This window comes from Limosilactobacillus difficilis, assembly GCF_947387495.1.
GTDB classification, from domain to species: Bacteria; Bacillota; Bacilli; order Lactobacillales; family Lactobacillaceae; genus Limosilactobacillus; species Limosilactobacillus difficilis.
On the sequence record NZ_CANDNU010000016.1, the window covers coordinates 1 to 17,757 of the forward strand.

The 17,757-nt window shown below is 44.8% G+C and carries 17 protein-coding genes; 9 read left to right on the plus strand and 8 right to left on the minus strand.

Going from position 1 to position 17,757, the window contains the following annotated elements; all coding sequences use genetic code 11:
• Positions 1 to 147 precede the first annotated feature (147 nt).
• Positions 148 to 1,920 carry a DUF2075 domain-containing protein gene (locus QOR82_RS04560; RefSeq protein WP_283583590.1) on the plus strand — a complete coding sequence of 591 codons (1,773 nt, stop codon included), beginning with the start codon at positions 148 to 150 and terminating at the stop codon, positions 1,918 to 1,920.
• Positions 1,921 to 1,931: 11 nt separating this feature from the next.
• On the plus strand, positions 1,932 to 2,267 hold the full coding sequence (locus QOR82_RS04565; RefSeq protein WP_283583591.1) for a nucleotide pyrophosphohydrolase: 336 nt from the start codon (positions 1,932 to 1,934) through the stop codon (positions 2,265 to 2,267).
• A 97-nt stretch (positions 2,268 to 2,364) separates the two neighbouring features.
• Here the strand turns inward: QOR82_RS04565 and QOR82_RS04570 are convergent, their stop codons facing one another.
• The 3 genes from QOR82_RS04570 to QOR82_RS04580 form a co-directional block, all read right to left on the minus strand.
• Positions 2,365 to 3,351, minus strand: a complete 987-nt coding sequence (locus tag QOR82_RS04570; RefSeq protein WP_283583592.1) for an AraC family transcriptional regulator — start codon at positions 3,349 to 3,351, stop codon at positions 2,365 to 2,367.
• A gap of 8 nt (positions 3,352 to 3,359) precedes the next feature.
• Positions 3,360 to 4,148: an SDR family NAD(P)-dependent oxidoreductase gene (locus tag QOR82_RS04575; protein ID WP_283583593.1), complete on the minus strand. Its 789-nt coding sequence runs from the start codon at positions 4,146 to 4,148 to the stop codon at positions 3,360 to 3,362.
• A 361-nt stretch (positions 4,149 to 4,509) separates the two neighbouring features.
• Positions 4,510 to 5,151, minus strand: a complete 642-nt coding sequence (locus QOR82_RS04580) for an arginase family protein (protein ID WP_283583594.1) — start codon at positions 5,149 to 5,151, stop codon at positions 4,510 to 4,512.
• 68 nt (positions 5,152 to 5,219) lie between these two features.
• Here QOR82_RS04580 and QOR82_RS04585 point away from each other — a divergent pair, with 68 nt between their 5' ends.
• The 6 genes from QOR82_RS04585 to QOR82_RS04610 all read left to right on the plus strand — a co-directional run bounded on the left by QOR82_RS04585 (position 5,220) and on the right by QOR82_RS04610 (position 9,573).
• Positions 5,220 to 5,609 (plus strand): MerR family transcriptional regulator, encoded by a 390-nt coding sequence (locus QOR82_RS04585; RefSeq protein ID WP_283583595.1) that lies wholly within the window; start codon positions 5,220 to 5,222, stop codon positions 5,607 to 5,609.
• Positions 5,606 to 6,046, plus strand: a complete 441-nt coding sequence (locus QOR82_RS04590; protein WP_283583596.1) for a hypothetical protein — start codon at positions 5,606 to 5,608, stop codon at positions 6,044 to 6,046. Before QOR82_RS04585 ends, QOR82_RS04590 begins: the two co-directional genes overlap by 4 nt.
• A gap of 233 nt (positions 6,047 to 6,279) precedes the next feature.
• Positions 6,280 to 6,783 carry a methylated-DNA--[protein]-cysteine S-methyltransferase gene (locus QOR82_RS04595; RefSeq protein ID WP_283583597.1) on the plus strand — a complete coding sequence of 168 codons (504 nt, stop codon included), beginning with the start codon at positions 6,280 to 6,282 and terminating at the stop codon, positions 6,781 to 6,783.
• Entirely contained in the window at positions 6,776 to 7,336 is a 561-nt protein-coding gene (locus QOR82_RS04600; protein ID WP_283583598.1) for a bifunctional transcriptional activator/DNA repair enzyme AdaA, read from the plus strand. The genes QOR82_RS04595 and QOR82_RS04600 overlap by 8 nt, the downstream gene beginning before the upstream one ends.
• Positions 7,337 to 7,708: 372 nt before the next feature.
• Positions 7,709 to 9,142, plus strand: coding sequence for an amino acid permease (locus QOR82_RS04605; protein WP_283583599.1), 1,434 nt, complete (start codon positions 7,709 to 7,711; stop codon positions 9,140 to 9,142).
• Positions 9,143 to 9,144: 2 nt separating this feature from the next.
• Positions 9,145 to 9,573, plus strand: coding sequence for a universal stress protein (locus tag QOR82_RS04610; protein ID WP_283583600.1), 429 nt, complete (start codon positions 9,145 to 9,147; stop codon positions 9,571 to 9,573).
• A gap of 246 nt (positions 9,574 to 9,819) precedes the next feature.
• Here QOR82_RS04610 and QOR82_RS04615 read toward each other — a convergent pair whose 3' ends face one another.
• Both QOR82_RS04615 and QOR82_RS04620 read right to left on the minus strand, forming a co-directional pair.
• Positions 9,820 to 11,217 (minus strand): DHA2 family efflux MFS transporter permease subunit, encoded by a 1,398-nt coding sequence (locus tag QOR82_RS04615; RefSeq protein WP_283583601.1) that lies wholly within the window; start codon positions 11,215 to 11,217, stop codon positions 9,820 to 9,822.
• Between the two features lie 317 nt (positions 11,218 to 11,534).
• The gene (locus QOR82_RS04620; protein ID WP_283583602.1) at positions 11,535 to 12,050 is read right to left on the minus strand and encodes a hypothetical protein; all 516 of its coding nucleotides are present in this window, start codon (positions 12,048 to 12,050) and stop codon (positions 11,535 to 11,537) included.
• Positions 12,051 to 12,531: 481 nt separating this feature from the next.
• Between QOR82_RS04620 and QOR82_RS04625 the strand changes: the two genes are divergently transcribed.
• Entirely contained in the window at positions 12,532 to 13,875 is a 1,344-nt protein-coding gene (locus tag QOR82_RS04625; RefSeq protein ID WP_283583603.1) for a Na+/H+ antiporter NhaC family protein, read from the plus strand.
• A 143-nt stretch (positions 13,876 to 14,018) separates the two neighbouring features.
• On the opposite strand, the gene QOR82_RS04630 is transcribed toward QOR82_RS04625, so the two are convergent.
• The 3 genes from QOR82_RS04630 to QOR82_RS04640 all read right to left on the minus strand — a co-directional run bounded on the left by QOR82_RS04630 (position 14,019) and on the right by QOR82_RS04640 (position 17,750).
• The gene (locus QOR82_RS04630) at positions 14,019 to 14,501 is read right to left on the minus strand and encodes a prolyl-tRNA synthetase associated domain-containing protein (protein ID WP_408612918.1); all 483 of its coding nucleotides are present in this window, start codon (positions 14,499 to 14,501) and stop codon (positions 14,019 to 14,021) included.
• An 801-nt stretch (positions 14,502 to 15,302) separates the two neighbouring features.
• Positions 15,303 to 16,673: a 23S rRNA (uracil(1939)-C(5))-methyltransferase RlmD gene (gene rlmD / locus QOR82_RS04635; RefSeq protein ID WP_283583604.1), complete on the minus strand. Its 1,371-nt coding sequence runs from the start codon at positions 16,671 to 16,673 to the stop codon at positions 15,303 to 15,305.
• A gap of 66 nt (positions 16,674 to 16,739) precedes the next feature.
• Positions 16,740 to 17,750, minus strand: a complete 1,011-nt coding sequence (locus QOR82_RS04640; RefSeq protein ID WP_283583605.1) for a diacylglycerol kinase — start codon at positions 17,748 to 17,750, stop codon at positions 16,740 to 16,742.
• Positions 17,751 to 17,757 lie beyond the last annotated feature (7 nt).

Consider the following 17,757-nt stretch of genomic DNA (forward strand, 5'->3'; position numbering starts at 1 on the left):
TTGACGGACATCCTTTCATATAGGTTTGGTTCACTTAATATGATACCTGATGTCACGCCGAATGGCGTTTTTTATTTGCCACCAACTGGGTGGCTAACTTCATTCTATAATCCACCAATAAAACTAAGGATGATAAAGGTTAAATAAATGAGCAATAACATTCCATCACCAATAATTTATCAAACACGTTATAACCGAAAAATTGCTTCAAATCTCGATCAAGAAATCAAGAATAAACTCAACAAAACTAGCGCGTCCAATTTGCTAATTGATTACCCAACCGTTTACATTATCAATGAAGCTAGCAATCCGAAAAAAGCTCAGTATACCGTTTATGTCGGCGAAACCAATGATATTCAGCGACGAACTTTGGAGCACTTAAATGCCGATCCAAAATCGCGGTCCGACTGGCAACAACTGCAACAAACTTCTAACGCGTTAATGTATGTTATTGGACATCAACACTTTAACAAGTCCCTGACCTTAGACATTGAAAACCGCTTGATGCACTATCTCTCCGGTGTCAACACCGTTCATCGCCTCAACAACCGGCGTGATAACGCCCAGGGTGATTATTACACAAGTGATGAAATGATCACTGTTTTTAATAAAATTTGGCGAAAACTTCACCGATTAAAGCCCGACCTTTTCCCTGTTCAGCGGATTGTGGAGGAGTCGGCTCTTTTCAAGGCTTCGCCATTTCACAAATTAACCCGTGCCCAACGTGCCGCCAAAACACAGATCTTGAGCGTTGTTCAAGAAGCACTGCGGACGACGCAATCTCATGGTCAGCTTGTTTTAGTGCAGGGAGAAGCTGGAGCTGGTAAGACCGTTTTGATGAGTAATATTTTCTATGACTTGGCCACCGAAAAAGATCATCCCCTCACTGTCACCATGATGGTCAACCACCATCAACAAGAAAAGGTTTACGAACAAATTATCCACAAGCTTGAAATGTCCAAAAACGCTCAAGTACAGAAAGTGACTACCTTTATCGACGAACATACTGAACAACATCCCATTGACATCGCTTTTGTTGACGAAGCGCACCTGCTTTTGACGAAACGCAGCCAAGCTTATTATGGTCACGGGGAAAACGAACTCCTCGACATTATTAAGCGAGCACGGGTAACAATTGCCGTTTACGATGAAAAACAGGTCCTCAGTAATAACCAAATTATCGAAGAAAAAGATCACCAAAAAATTGAAAAGCTGGTGAATTACCGGGTAACCCTGAAAAATCAAATGCGAATCGACGCATCACCAAAAATGGTGGAATGGTTACGCAATCTACTGGATAATCAAATCATTGCCCCCGCCCCACAAGATGCTAAATACGACCTCAAAGTTTTTGACGACCCAGCTAAAATGCAAGCATCTATTGCCAAAAAAGCGCGTGTTGACGGCGATAACGGAATCAGCCGAATGCTAGCAACATTTGACTGGGACTATTCTGGAATGTCTACCAATCCTAACGGTTTATGGGAAGTATCTGAAGGCGCTTGGCACATGCCATGGAACTTGCAGTTAAAGCCCACGGCAAAGGACAAACATAAAATTGCCGGCGTTAAGTATTCTGATCTGTCTTGGCCTGAACAACCTCACACAGTTAACGAAATCGGTTCGACCTACACCATCCAGGGTCTCGATCTCAATTACGCTGGAGTCATTATTGGCCCTTCTGTTAAGTACCGCGATCATCACATTGTCTTTGACCCTACCAAAAGCAAGGACAAGAAAGTTATTAATCGTCGAACCATGCATGATGGTTCTAAGCAAAAGTTCAGCACGGAGTTAATCAAAAATGAATTCAACGTATTAATGACCCGCGGCGTCCATGGTCTCTACCTGCATGCGGTTGATCCGGCATTACAAAAAGCACTAAAAGAAGCAGTAAACAAGAAGCAAAACCATAATTAGGAGCATCTATTATGAATTACGATGAAATTGTTCGTCTACTGCGCCATTTTCGTGATCAACGTGGTTGGCAAAAGTATCATAATCTTAAAGACTTGGCCATTTCCTTAAATTTGGAAGCCAGTGAAGTTTTAGAAATCTTCCAGTGGCAACCGGCCGACCAGCCACTCAACGCTCAGCAGACTGAACACCTCTCAGATGAATTGGCCGATACCATGATTTATCTCACCTACATGTTTGATAAACTGGGCATTGACCCGGGGGATGCAATCAAGAAAAAGATGCATTTTAACCAACATCGTCATTGGCCAAAGATTGATCAACAGAAGACGCCAAAAGAGACAAAGTAAAAATTACTGCACACCCGTTCAAAGATTCAAAAAAGCAGCACTCAATCATCTTGACTGGGCGCTGCTTTTGTCTTACTACCAAATCGCCGGCCTTTGATTAGGCCCGACCCTCTTGGCGGAATTGCTGAACACTCTTTCCGGTCCAAACACTAAAGGCGCGTTGGAAGGAATTTGTTTCCTGATAGGCCAAGAGGAAGGCAATTTCATCAGTCGACATTTTAGTGTTGAGCAAATAATTCTTTGCTAACATTTCGCGGGTGGCATTTAGTTGCTGCTGAAAATTAGTTTTTTCCGCTTTTAAATTTCGCTGGAGCGTTCGTTTGCTGATGCCCAACTCCTTGGCGACACCATCAGCATTTGCAATTCCCCGCGGCAGTAGTTCCACCAGGACCGAGCGAACCCGCTTGGCATAAGAATCATCAACAGCTAATTCCGCTAACCGTTTCTTAAGTTCTGGCTCTAAGTAATTCAGCAGCGAAAGATTCTTCGACTTAAAGGGTCTTTGCAAATCTGCAATCCTGAAAGTAATTGAATTATCGGCTGCCCTTTGTGGGGTAACACCCAGGTAATTGATAACTTTTTCATCAGTAAGCGCAAAAGTAACTGTCACTTTGACGGGGTTGATCTGCTGACCAGTTGCCCGCGAAAGCATTTCGATTAGAAAAGCAAACTCGCCTTTGACAAAGAATGCTGGCAAAAACTGCTTTTCACTTAAAGTCGTTAGCTTGATCGTTTGCATCTGGGCCTGTTTTTTGATTTGGTAAGATACCGGACCGATCAGTTTTTTGTAATGAGCTAAGCGTTGAATGAAGGATGTCCCATTCGAACTACAATAAGCGGCTAAAATTGGTGGCGAAAAGGTTTCCAAATTGTTTTCCTTTACCAGGATGATCGGCAGCAATGGATCTCTCGCAATTTTGTCAACAGTTTCCAGCATTCTAAAATATTGGGCTTCACTTAATTTAGGGAACTGATGAGCAAAGGTGTCAATCGGCAACTCCGCTTGTCTTAAAACTAATTGAGGATCAATGTTATTAGCTGCTAATAGTTTTCCATATTGCCCATCAATCACGAATTTTTCCATCAAATCACCTATTTGTTAGTTGATTGTTGGCTGGCCACGAAACCCATCGTTGCCTTCTTGGGCATCATTGGCATCAGCCCAACGAACGGCCGTTGCCAACCTGGCAAGCCAGCAAAGACATTCATCTTACCCTTCAACATCGCTTCGTATCCTTCTTCGGCTACTTTTTTCGGACTGACGCCGTTGGCAAACATCTTGGTGTCGGTCAATCCACCAGCCTTCGCGAAGCCAGTATCCATTGCCCCTGGCATCAAAGCAGTTACTGAGACATCGGTGTCCTTCAATTCGTACCAAACCGCGTTACTCAATGAAGTGAAGTAGGCCTTCGTCGCGTAGTATTCCGCTTGCAGCGGTCCCGGAATCAAGGCAGCCGAAGATGAAACATTTAAGACCCGGCCGGCGTTGCGGTTAACCATGTCTGGCAAGAACAACTTCATCAACTTGGTAGGGACCATCATATTAACTTTCGCCATGTTGATGTCTTGGTCAAAGGAACGTTCCAAAAATGTCCCTTGACCACCAAGTCCGGCGTTGTTGACTAAGTAATCCACTTGAACACCTAACTTTTTAGTTTCATTGTAAATCGTTTCGGCGGCGTCATCATTAGTGAAGTCAACGGCAATTGAATTTACCTTGATTCCGTAGCGCTTTTGAACACTGTTCCTTAGTGTTTGGAGCTTTTGGGGATTACGACCCACCAAGATCAAATTAATCCCGTTGCCCGCAAACACCTTAACGAATTCCTTACCAAGTCCACCAGTAGCACCAGTAATTAAAGCAGTTTTGTTTGACATCATGTTTTCCTCCTAATTGCTAGTTCCTTTAGCTGATGGTCATATAATAATAGCTTTTCGTGCCATCTGGAACATCAATTAGTGCCAAGAAGATATCAAATGGTGCCATCACGGTTTTGCACACTCAGGAACAGCCATCTTCCAACTGATTCTATCCCTGAAATAGTTGCAGATTCTGCATCAACGCGGACAATTGCTGGGCACTCCAAGGCATATATTCAGCAATTGTCATCCCCACCAGATCAAACTCCTGGTTGATATCCTTGATAAAGTTAAAAGTCTCGGCAACTCCGGCGGCCCCCTTGGCGGCATTATCAGGAATGTCCTTTAATGCTGGGTTATTGAAATAGGTCGCATAAAAACTCTACGGATTTAAAACGTCAATATCAAAGTGCAGGTAAAGCCGATCGAATTGATTCTGCTGAGCCCAGGCCTTAACTGCCGCAATTGACGGTTCTTGGTGGCCCTTAAAATCAATTCCCGCCTGACGAAGGAGGGTCTGCTCTTCCGTTGTCGGCATTTGCAAGCCGGCATAGAAAATTTGCTGAGCTCTTAACGGGTTCTCTACTAGCTGGTTAAAAATCGGATCTCCCATCTGTAATAAGTTAGCCACCACCATGGCATGCTCATTATCAAAAATCTGCGGGTTTGAAATATCGGGATGAGCATCAAGCCACACCACGCCGATCTTCCCTTTGTAGTGACCATTCAGATAATCAATTGGCGCCTGGGATACGAGACAGTTTCCACCAAGGGTAATAATTTTATCCGGTGCTTGCCGGGCAATCGCCCGTTTAGTTTGCAGTAAGTTATTCTTGATCACTTCCTGGTGATTGACCTTGCCCTGTCGAGGGCCGCCCTCCTGCTTCAATGAAAGCTTAACCGTCACTTGTTCAGGGTTCTTAGGGGCAATTGCCGCCAAAATGCTCGCCCCAAGCCCATATACCGGGTTGTCACCGGCCTGCCAATCGGGAACTATTAAGCGCATTGTTTGCTTTTCCATCATCAGCCATCTCCTTTGCTATTTTCATGGTAAACTCTATACCAACTAGAGAGTCAAGGAAGGAAAAGCAAATGATTTCAATCGGTCAAATGGCAAAATACTGCCAGACAAGCATTCAAACTTTGCGACTATATGACCAGAAGGGCTTGCTGACCCCCGCACTCGTGGATCCCCAGACCCACTATCGTTACTACCAGCCTGAACAAATTTTTCAGTTCAACCTCATCAAGTACTTGCAGTCTACCAGCTCATCCCTCCAGGAAATTGCGACGGTGATGAACGATAACTCAATTAATCTGAGTGATTTCTGGCAAGAGCAGGAACAGAAGATTCAACACCAGATTGAAGAACAGCAACGCAAGCTGGTCATCGCTAAGTTTCAGCAACAGCAGCTGAATAATTTGGCAAGTATGCAGGCTCATCTGGGAAAGCAGCCCTATGTCAAAAACTTCACAAGGTGATCGGACTAGTTCCCGTCACCCGTCAACTGGGACCAACCGACGTTCCTGATCAGGCGGTGGCGACGCTGGACCATCAGCTATTGATGCATCATCAAATTCCTAACCTGGAGTATGGCTTCAGTTTTCGGTCAAGCCAGAGTGACGACTTGGCGACCATTCAGTACCAGACGATTTTCAAAGAATTGATCTCTCCACCAGCTGATCCCTCATCAGCCGAGTCAAAGAAATTTAAGATGGTTGACCTTGCTGGACGCTACCTGTGCATTAATTTTAAATGGTCCACCGCAAAATACTTAGCCTATCTCAGGCAACTCCTCACCGTTCGGTCAGATTACTCTGGTCCGATCTTTGAGGAGTCCTTCCCCCTAAGCTACTATCAGAATGAATTCGCCCGGGGCCAGCAGGCGATTACTGAATTACGGATTAAATTGGATTAGTACGAGTTGGTTAGGACTGATGCATGCCATCGGTTCATGGACTTCACATTCAAAGATGATGCAGTTAAATGTTAGGCAGTCTCAGCTCCCCCTGCCGAGTGCTGTTTTAGCTCACCGATGAAAAAGCCATATTTTGATACTTTTCACTTTCCTTTTCTGATATGATCGGAGACGAAGAAGTCGCTAATACCGCACTATTTCGGTACCATCTATCAATCTAGAAAGGGCTTAAAATGAAAAAAATTTTTTACAACTCGCCACTTGGCCAAATTACCATCTTAGCTGATGACCAAGCGATCTACGGATTATGGTTTAATAAGCAAAAACATTTCGGTGGTCACTACGATTTAGATACAATCGAGGGCGACATGACGAAGCAAGCCGCAAAAGCGATCAATTGGCTAGACAAATACTTTGCCGGTCAAAACCCATCATGCACTGGCCTAGTTCTTAATCCAGATGCCACTGCATTTCAGCAGAAAGTTTATCAAACACTGGTAAAAGTTCCCTCCGGTGAAACCATCACTTACAAGGAACTTTCCAACCTAATTCAAGCTGGTCATCCCCATAAAAACCTATCTCGCGCTATCGGCAACGCAGTTAGTCACAATCAGTTGCTTCTCCTTATTCCTTGCCACCGGGTTATCGGCAGCAATGGCTCCCTGACTGGCTTTGCCGGCGGTTTAGACCGGAAAAAAGAATTACTAAAATTAGAGGGAGCGTTGCCGAATGAATAGTCAGCTATCTGCCCCTACCGACAAGCAATGGCGAACGATTGTCAATAATGATCACCGAGCAGATAGTCAATTCTGGTACGGGGTCACTACTACGAAGATCTTCTGCAAGCCCTCTTGCCCTTCCCGTTTGCCAAAACGCAACCATGTCATCACCTTTGCCAGTCCGCAAGAAGCATTGCAGGCAGGTTTTCGTCCCTGCAAACGTTGTCGACCCTTAGATCGAATTGTAAGTAATCAAGTATGGATTGATGAAACCGATCATATTTTGCAAACCCGGTATAACCAGAAACTGTCGCTTCACGAACTAGCTAGTCTTGTCCATGGCGATCCATCTTACCTGCGGCACACTTATAAGAAAGTCACTGGTATCACCCTACAGCAAAAGCTGACCCAAATCCGTTTAGAGCACGCTCGCAATTTGTTGGTATGCAGCACGCACCCCGTAAGCCAGGTGGGCGCCAAAGTCGGCATTCCAAATACGGCCTACTTCATCAGCCTTTTCAAAAAGCAATATGGCAAAACGCCGTTGCACTATCGGCATGATCAGCACTGAATCGTCTCGGCGGACTATTTTAACCAGTTGGCATCAGATTATTGCCGACATCTCGCTTAGTCTTTGATGTATGAAAACATAGATAATTAGCAAAGGAAGGTGGAATTCAAATGGGTAAAACTCGACAAAAAACAAATTGGTTCCAATCCAATGCTAGTAAGTGTCAAAAGAGCAGGCCGCTAAAGAATTAAAAAATTCCCTATCATCGTTTTGTTTAAACTTTATTATCTTAAATAATTCATCAATTACTTTTAAAAAAATTAAGCATATTCCTTAGGAAGATTAATTATAGTACATAACCCCTTGATAGTGTTTATTTAATTATTAGAAAGTTCTAAGATTATTAAATATACATTAGAAAGGGGTTTTGCTATGTCATCTCTGTTACGTAAAAAGAACATCAACTCATTGCTTAAAAATGCCTCCCCATTAAAGCGAACCTTGCGGACCTTTGACCTAGTTTTCCTTGGCATTGGGATTATTATCGGAACCGGAATCTTTGTTTTAACTGGTCGTGGTGCGCTCACGTCTGGACCAGCTCTGGCCATTTCTTTTCTGATTGCAGCTATTTGCTGTGGCTTTGCCGGACTCTGCTATGCCGAATTTGCTTCCATGGCTCCGGTTGCCGGATCAGCCTACACCTATTCCTACATCGCTTTTGGTGAAATTATTGCTTTTATTATTGGCTGGGATTTAATTCTGGAGTATGCCCTTGGCGCTGCAACCGTCGCCGTTGGTTGGTCAGGATACTTTGTCAACCTTCTTAATAACCTTGGCATCCATATTCCGCAAGTCTTAACCGCAGCCGCCGGAACCACTCCGGGGGTGACTACCTATTTTAATTTGCCGGCTTTCTTGATGGTTCTGGTAATCACCTACATTGTCTCAATTGGCGTTACCCAAACAAAGCGGGTTAATGACACATTGGTTGTAATTAAGCTCGCGGTGATTATTATCTTCCTCGCAGTAGCGATCTGGTACATTAAGCCCCAAAATTGGCACCCCTTCAGTCCATTTGGCTGGTACTCCCACCACGGTGGCACTGCTACCGGCATTATTCCCGGCGCTTCCATCGTTTTCTTCTCGTTCATTGGATTTGATGCCGTGTCCTCTAGTGCCGAAGAAACTATTAATCCTAGTAAAGCACTGCCACGAGGAATCCTCATTTCATTGCTGATTTCTACCATTTTATATATTGCCATGACCTTAACGATGACTGGAGTTGTTAAGTACCATGTTTTCTCAAGATATATTAATGCGCCGATCCTTGCTGTCGTTGCCAGGACGGGTCAAGAGTGGCTATCAATTCTGGTAAGCATTGGGGCCATCATTGGGATGACCACGGTGGTTCTGGTTCAGCTTTACGGCCAGTCGCGAATTTCCTATTCGATGTCGCGTGACGGTTTATTTCCCAAATTTTTTGGCCAAGTCGACGCTAAACACAAAACACCTTTTAAAGGTACTTGGTTTTTCGGCACCATCACCGCAGTTGCCGCTGGTCTGATTAATTTAAATATCCTTTCGGAATTGGTTAATGTTGGCACGTTAACTGCTTTCATTTTAGTTTCTGCAGGAATTTTGATTATGCGTCACACACAACCCAACCAACATCGTGGCTTTAAAGCACCAGGAGTTCCGTTTACTCCCATTATTTCAATCATCTTCTGCGTTACACTAGTTGCCGGATTAAATTGGGAAACCTGGATCAGATTTGTCGTTTGGCTGATCCTCGGAATGTTTGTTTACTTTGGTTATAGCCGACACCATTCCCTCTTGAACCCTAAAAATGTAAAAGGTGGCGATTAATAATGCTCTATCAACGAATTTTAGTCGGTCTCGATGGCTCTCAAAAAGCCGATAAAGCCTTCCACGTTGCTTGCCAATTAGCTAAGGCCCTGTCCAGTCATCTTTACTTAGTCTGGATTGTAAATCGCGACCGTGGTATGGATTCATATGGTGGCGTTAATGAAGATTTCTACCAGGACCAGGCTCTTCAAGCCAAGGCCAAAATACAGCCTCATGTTCAACAAGCAAAGGAAGCCAGCCTATCTGTAGATGCAGCTGTGCAAATCGGCAGTATTAAGACGATTCTCGCCTTTGACTATCCCAAAGAACATAATATCGACCTTATTATCATCGGCAGTACCGGAGCCAATGCCGTTAAAAAAATGCTCCAAGGATCCCATACTGACTATGTTGCTCGTCATTCAACCGCTGATGTATTAATTGTTAAGTAATAATTCTTAACACTTTTCACCGGCTGTAATGATTTGGCAAGTCAACTGAATAACCCTAAAGTGAAGGGCCCCATAATTATTGAATTCAATAGTTATGAGGCCCTTTGCTTATGGCATATAATTCTGAGATTATCCAATCCCTGTGATTCATTTCATCAAGCTTCTCTCTAAAGACCGCGTTGTTAAAATTGATGTCAAGATTATATGCACCACTCAGCCATGCGAATTGGTATCGCTTTTTGATAACTAATTATTTGGGGTCTCCCTTGTTTTCCACACTAACAACAAAGCGAGCAAGGTAATTAAAATTGTGGAAGCAAAAGTCCACTGAAAGCCGTGAGTCGTCGCCACCGATATCGAATAACGGTGGGCAATTTGCCAGTTTTGCACTACGTTCTGAATGGCCATTGCCAAGGTTGTACTAAAGGAATTCGCTACCTGGACCATCGTCACGATGATCGTATTACCCGAAGTAACTTGATTTTGGGGAAGACCGTTTAAGGCATAGACACTCGCCGGAGTATAGGCTAGCGTTAATCCCCCGCACCGAATGGCATAAAGAAGCGTAATCATAATAATTCCCGTATTAGCATCGTAAAAAAGCATCGGCAGTGCTGTCAGAAAAGCAATTGCGGAACCACTGATTCCTAACCGCCTAATCCCAAAATCATCGTATAACCGTCCCGCAAAGGGTGACAGGAAAGCCATCGCCAAGGCACTCGGCATCATTACTAATCCAGCAGTCAAAGCACTAACATGTTTGACGTTTTGATTAAACAAAGGTAGAACCAGCTCTGGTGCCATAATGGCTGCTGAGATCAAAAGGGCAATTGTCATTCCTAAACAAAAACGTTTGGTTTGAAACACGTGAAGATCTAACAGCGGATTTTCGAGTTTGAATTGACGCCTAGCAAAAATAAACAAAAGCAACAATCCCCAACAAATCAAGGCAATTGTAATGATCATATTCTGTCCGGCTTCACCTAAGCGTCCTAAGCTGTATAGCAAAGCCCCCAACCCAACCATCACGAAGCAAACCGAAAGAAAATCAAACGGCACAACCGCCGGTTTCAACACGTCTTGCACCCAAAATTGCGTAGCGATGATCGTTACAATAACAATTGGAATCAGGATAATAAACAGCATCCGCCAGTGAAAATTCTTGAGGATCACTCCTGAAAGAGTTGGCCCGACAGCTGGCCCCAGGTTAATAATGATCCCCGCCAGGCCCAATGCTAAGCCACGATGTTTAGCTGGAATAATCACCGTCAAAACATTCGTCACCAGTGGCATATTAATTCCTACTGCACTAGCCTGAATTAATCTCCCCAGCAGCAACAGTGCAAAATTGGGCGCAGTTGCGGCAATCACCGAGCCGGTTAAAAAGATCGTCATCGTTATCGTAAATAAGCGGCGCAGCGGAAAGCGGTGCATAAAAAAGTTAGCCAATGGCATTACCATTCCGCTCACTAACATATACCCGGTATTGAGCCATTGAGCGGACATTTGACTAACGTGCGTTTCCTTCATAATATCTGGCAATCCATTGTTCATGAGGGTTTCGGCAAGTGTGGTCACGAAACTCCCCAGCAATAGCGTCGCCATCATTAAAAATATTCTTCTTTTATCCATAATGGCGGTCATAATTGGTCTCCTTTTCCTGTTCAAAAAGCTATTCCCTATCTACAATTCCAGTCTGGACATTCATTAATGTCATGCTGACTGTCGTCATATACATGGCAACTTTCTGATGGATCCTCAAATTTCATCATTTTTCTCTCCTTAAAATAAAAAGCTGGATAAGAAACCCGCTGCCATGGCAACGCTCTTATCCAGCTTGTAATTTTTACAAACCCTCTGAACTTAGGTTATTTAATTGTTCGTTATTTTAGCAAATGATGGTTTGTTTCGTCAAGGACCATCCCGCAAAAGCTTCATACATTTAAAGCTGTTGCAATAAGTCACTGGACTGTCTGATAACCAGCAGCCTGGGCCTCAGCTAAGGAGTCAAAGTACACGATATTTTCGGCGGCAATAGCTGGCGAAGGATTTTGCCCCGGCAAGTAGCAGCGCATTGTCGAGCGGTCGCCAATTACCGAATTCGGTTCATAATTGTCAGGATCAACCCACGGTTCTAGAGAACTACTTCCTGCGCTCGGTGCAGCAGCTTGACTATTTTCTGGACCAACATCGCCACTGGGAGCTACTGACCCAAACTGTGAAGTAGTAGCGGCTTCTTGCTCTTGTTGTTGGTTATTAGCCGGTGATTTCGAATGCTGGGCTGCTTTCTTCGTTGCCTTCTTTTTAACCTTCTTAGCTTTTTTAGCCTTCTCGGTCGTTTTAACGACGGTGTCATTATGTCCTTTGTCGTGTTGAGTGCTAATCATCCAGGTCGTCCCGCCAATCAATAGGAAGATGACTACCAGCCACAGCCACAGGCGACGGTAAAATGGTCTTCTTTGTTGGTCTCTACGCATATTACCCTCCTTTATGTTGGTTTGGCATTTCTTATTTCCAATTTAATTATACCGGAGGCCTATTAGGAGAAGATATAGCATTTAAGAAAGCTTAGAAGAATTAATTAAATTTTATGATATATTATTAATGTTATCAGTAATATGCTGACATGATCGCGACTTTTCCAGTATCCAATAGTCCTGCCTTTATAACTTTTGTCTTAGCTGCTCTAAAACTAGCCAAAAGTCATTCATCGTTCACTGCTCAACCCATTTTGCAATGTTAGGGGCCCACCAGGTCACATCTTGTTTCCCATTAAGCGTTATATTATAGGCGGAAATAGCAGCACGTTAAGCGACGTTTCATATTTTGGAAAAGTGGTAGCAATCAGCTTTTATGAAATCTCAAGTCTTCAACCACCATCTGTTTTACCATTTCCATTTTCAGTCACAAATATTTTCATGTTAAGATTAGTTATCAAGCAATTCGAGGTTTCAGAAAATGAATCAGACAGACAAGAAGCAGCCAAGCTCATTCATTGGCCTGCTTCCGCTCATTATTTTTATCTTTTTGTACATTTTAAGTGGTATGATTTCCGGCAAATTCGACTCCATGCCCTTGCTAGTGGGAATGATCATCGCTGCCATTGTCGGCTTTTGCCTGCCAGCACCAGCAGGTCAAAAGAAACTGACTTTAGAAAAAAAAGTGGCCATCTTTTGCAAAGCCGGTGGCGACCAGGGATTAATTATGATGATCGTTATCTTCATCTTAGCCGGTGCTTTTCAAGGCGTGGCTACCAAGATGCACGCGGTGTCGTCGATCACCAATATCTGTTTAAGCTTCCTGCCGCAAAACCTGATTTTGCCCGGCATTTTTTTAATTGCGATGGTCTTGAGCTTTGCCATGGGCACGTCGATGGGAACAATTGCGGCTTTAATGCCAGTGGGGGTCATGGTTGCAACTAAAGCCGGAATTAATCCCGCCGTGGTCGCCGGCGCTGTTGTCGGCGGCGCAATGTTCGGTGATAACAACTCCTTCATTTCCGCATCGGCAATCGCCGCAGTTAATAGTCAAAAAGTAACGATGAAAAATAAGTTCCTCCTGAACTTTCTGTATGATGTGCCCGCCATTATTGGTAATTGTATCCTGCTCGCCATTTACCCAGTGAAGAACCTAGCGTTGAACTATAGCGGTCAGTACAATTTTGTCGACATCGTCCCTTACCTGCTCGTGATCATTTTGTCCCTTGTCGGCATGAATGTAATGTCGGTATTGATGATTGGCATTGTTTCCTGTCTTATCATCGGTGTGATCCAAGGCAACTTTACCTTAATTGGCGCTATGGCTTACTTGCAAAAAGGAATCGCGGGGATGGAAGACATGGCCCTCATCTGTATCTTTGTCGGCGGGGTCGTTGGTCTAATGAACTACCTTGGCGGCATCCAATGGTTGATTGATAAACTGAGCAAGAACACAAAAAGCAAACAAGGAGCACTACTGTCAATTGGTTTCTTAATCATCCTGTTGTGTCTGTGCACAACCAACAATACTGTCGCCATTCTCACGGTCGGTCCACTGGCAGCCGACATTGGTCAAAAATTTCAGCTATCAAGGACTCGGGTGGCAACAGCCCTGTCAATGTTTGCCACCAATGTCCAAGGATTCATCCCCTATGCTGGGCAACTGTTAGTGACTGCGGCAATGGCAAAAGTTTCTCCCGTCGCCGTGATGCCATACGTTTGGTACTGTTATTTGACCTTGATCATGAGTTTAGTCCTCGCCATGACAAATTGGCCACAAATTCACACGAAGCTTGATGATAGTTATCGCCATTTTGCAAAATAAATGAGGAGAGAAAAATCACCATCTTCCAACGCAGAAGGTATTGCGCTGAAAGATGGTGAAGTCATTATAATTCGTGATACAGCACTCAGCTATTTTAGCGGGGTGCTGTTTTTTCCTATTCGTCATATGGCAATAAAGTTTGACTAAAGTGGCAATACCGTTACCTCATATCCCCACCGCTGAATTAGTTTAAGGAGATCATTAATCTTCAAGATAACGGTTTGCGTATTGTCATTGGGGTGACAGCCAATAAAATCATTCTCATCAACAATTGTTTGATCAATTACCAGCTTAACTTGATGTTGCTCGTCATTAAGCAGATTAAAAGGAGATACAGCCCCGTTCTTAATCCCCATAACCTTTTCCAATGCTTCTTGACTTGCAAATGAAAAACGCCGCGTTTGTAATTGTTTACGCAGTTTTTTCATGTCTAATCGTTTTTGATCATCAATCATTACTAGGTAAAAGTGATCTTTGTTATCTAAAAATAAATTCCGTACCTTAGCAAAATCATATGTCTTAAAGAAACGATCTGCTTCCTCAGTTGTATATACTGCTGGATGATGAACGACCTTGTAATTAATTTGATATCGATCTAATTCTTGAAAAACTTCTGAAGCTGGCAACACACATTCTCCCCCCCATAATATTTGGATTAACTTATTACTGTTATCACCATTTTCAGCGTTAAGTCGTTGACAGTCCAAAAATGATAAAGTAATTAAAGATATTCGCCACTTAGTTATTCTGGTTGGGTACTGTTTATATATAGTTGAATTTACTTCTTTCCTAAATTTGTTAATCATTTTAACAAAATCACTAATTTCACACTACACACTTGTCTATTCACCCCTCAGCGCTGCATTAACCTGTTTTCTCACCAACTATAAATGTTGCTGTATCAGCCAACCATTAGTCTAACTTTCACTACCCTAATCGACTATCGAAATAGGACATTGAACACTCGCCCACAAACCCCAAATAGAAAAAGTGCACTAATTCCAATTTTTTAAACCAGAATTAGCGCCCTTTTAATCACCTCTAAATGCCTTCACACCGACATTTATCAGCTATTTTTGCTCCACTGTAACGCTCTCAGCGGTTCGCCACTAGCCAATCACTCGTCACTCTATACCTCGTTCATGGGTGCGCGGTCCGCCGTTATTCTTTCAGGCTCGATTCCATCTCACCTTCATGGACGGCTATCGCGTAGAAAATTTCTAAGTTTTTACCCTCACGGCGTTCGGCAAAGACAAAGTAATTTTCGTATATCGCGTGAAGCATTTCTAAGCTTCTCCGCGCCTATTCGTCACATGAAAGTTTAATTTATGCTCTCCGCGGTTCGCGTCTATCCCATCGTTTGTCGCTATGCTCCTCACTCTGGGGACGCTATCGCGTGGAGTATCACTAGTTCTTGAGCGTCGCCTTTAGGCTCGCTCAAGGACTGTGATACTCTCAACGTGCGTCGTCTGCGGGAACATGTCAACCGGCTGAATTGGCTTGGCCACTCGGTAACCCTCGACTTGCCAGCGTTGGATATCGCGAACCAGGGTCGCCGAGTTGCAGGAAACGTAAACAACCTTCTGTGGCCCCATCTTACCGGCCGCCTCAATCAGACTCGGATCCAAGCCCTTCCGCGGCGGATCAACGATCAAGACATCGGGCCGCAAGCCCTTCTGCTGCCACTTGGCCATCTGGTCCTCCGCCTTGGCCGTCACAAAGTGGGCATTATGAATGCCGTTGACCTTCGCGTTATGTTTGGCATCATTGACAGCCTCCGCAACCACTTCGACCCCTTCGACGCGCTTAGCATGTTTGGCCACTGCCAGGGAAATCGTCCCGATGCCACAATAGGCGTCAATCACGGTCTGGCTTCCGTCGAGACCGGCCGCCGCAATCGCTTTGGCATACAATTTTTCGGTCTGTTGCGGGTTGACCTGGTAAAAAGACCGCGGTGAAATAGTGAAGTTAATTCCCAGCAACTGATCGTGGATAACCGGATCACCCCACAACGTGTGGTCCTTGTCACCAAGCAAACGATTGGTCCGCGCACCGTTGACGTTTTGCACCAAACTCTTTAATTCCGGTAAAGCTTTGACGATCCCTTGAACCAGCTCATCTTTCATCGGCAAATGCTTAGTCCGAGTCACGAGGACCACCATCATTTCATGGCTGTAATAACCCCGCCGTACCATCACGGTCCGAATGACTCCCTTTCCGCTTTGCTCGTCATAGGGTTGGATGTGGTACTTGCGCAATAAATTCCTGACAACAATAATCGCTTGGTCCAGCTTGGGATCCTGGATGTAGTAGTCTTCAATCGGCACTAAATGGTGGCTCCCACGCCGATAAAAACCGGTTTCCAGCTGCCCCTTGACCATCTTGACCGGAACTTGAGCCTTATTACGGTAATGGTAGGGCTGGTCCATCCCCAACGTCGGCAGCACCTCGATGTTCAGGTGCGCTTTGGCGACCAGCTCAGCGATCTGGTGTTGCTTAAACTTTAACTGGGCCGGATAAGCCAGGTGACCCAACGGTGCAATCCCCGTTTGCAGGAGTCGTTTGTCTTGCATTGCTACCCGATCAGGACTCTTTTTCTGCCAGTTGAGAGCTCGTCCCCAACCGAAGTTGCGTTGGGTCTTTGTCACCACGTAATTGATCTCTTCGCCAGGCAACGTGTTGGGGATAAAGATCGGATAGTGGTCTACTTTCACGACACCATTGCCCTGGTAGGTGAGGTCTGTCACCGTCCCCGTCAATTCTTGATTCTTCTGTACTGGTAACTTGATCTTAGCCATCTTGTTTCCTTTCTCAAACAAAGAACGGTCGCGACGAACTTTACTTCGCTACGACCGTCATTATTGTTATTTATTCTCTGTCTTTGGGAGTTCATTAACCCCGCGGACGAAATCATCCTCGGCCCGCTTCATATCAGGAGACAGATCCGTCAAAGCGTCGTCAGGAATCTCGTCTACATTGGCAATCACGTTGAGATGCTGCCGAAGATCATGGAACTTCATCGGTGCATCCCCACCGTATTCACCATCGAGGTTGATCATCAAGCGATCGTCCTTGTTTAACGGCGTAATCTCGACATCCTTGGCCTTGGTGTAAATGATCCGCGGATCATCACGGTGCGTTCCGCGGAGTGCTTTAGCCATCAGCTGCAGCATCCCCGTTAGGGAACTCTCCTTGACGATAATCATGGTAAAGTTCCCATCGTCAAACGCCGCATCGGGAACAATCTGTTCAAAGCCACCGACCGAGTTCGTCAGGGCCAGAAAAATCGTCGACATCTTGCCTTCGTATTCCTGACCATCGTATTTGACATTTACTTCTACCGGCTTAATCTTTGGCAGCAATTCCGCCCCTTTTTCCAGGTAGGCAAGGTAGCCGAAGAGTAACTTCATGTCGGAAGGCACGTCATAGGTCAACTCAGTCAAGGTTCCGCCAGCCGCGATGTTCATGAAGTAGTTATCACCGGCCTGCCCAATATCAATCTTGAAATCCTTGTTCTTGTGCAGGATCAGGCGAGCCGCCGCAATCGGATCGTCACGGGGAATCCGCAGGGCACGGGCATAGTCATTGGTCGTTCCTGCCGGGATAATCGCCATCGTCGGCCGGTGCTTGAGTGGGGCGATCCCATTAACTACTTCGTTTAAGGTTCCGTCACCACCGGCTGCTACGATCAGGTCAAAACCCTCTTCAGCTGCCCGCCGCGCCTCGTTCTTCGCGGAATTTGGCGCCGCCGTTGTCGCAAAAGCGCTCGTTTCGTAACCAGCTTGCTCATAGATCGGCAGAATGTCGACTAAGTGTTGCCGCATCGTCTCCCGACCCGAGGTGGGATTATAGATAATTCGTGCTCGTTTCCGCATGGTATCC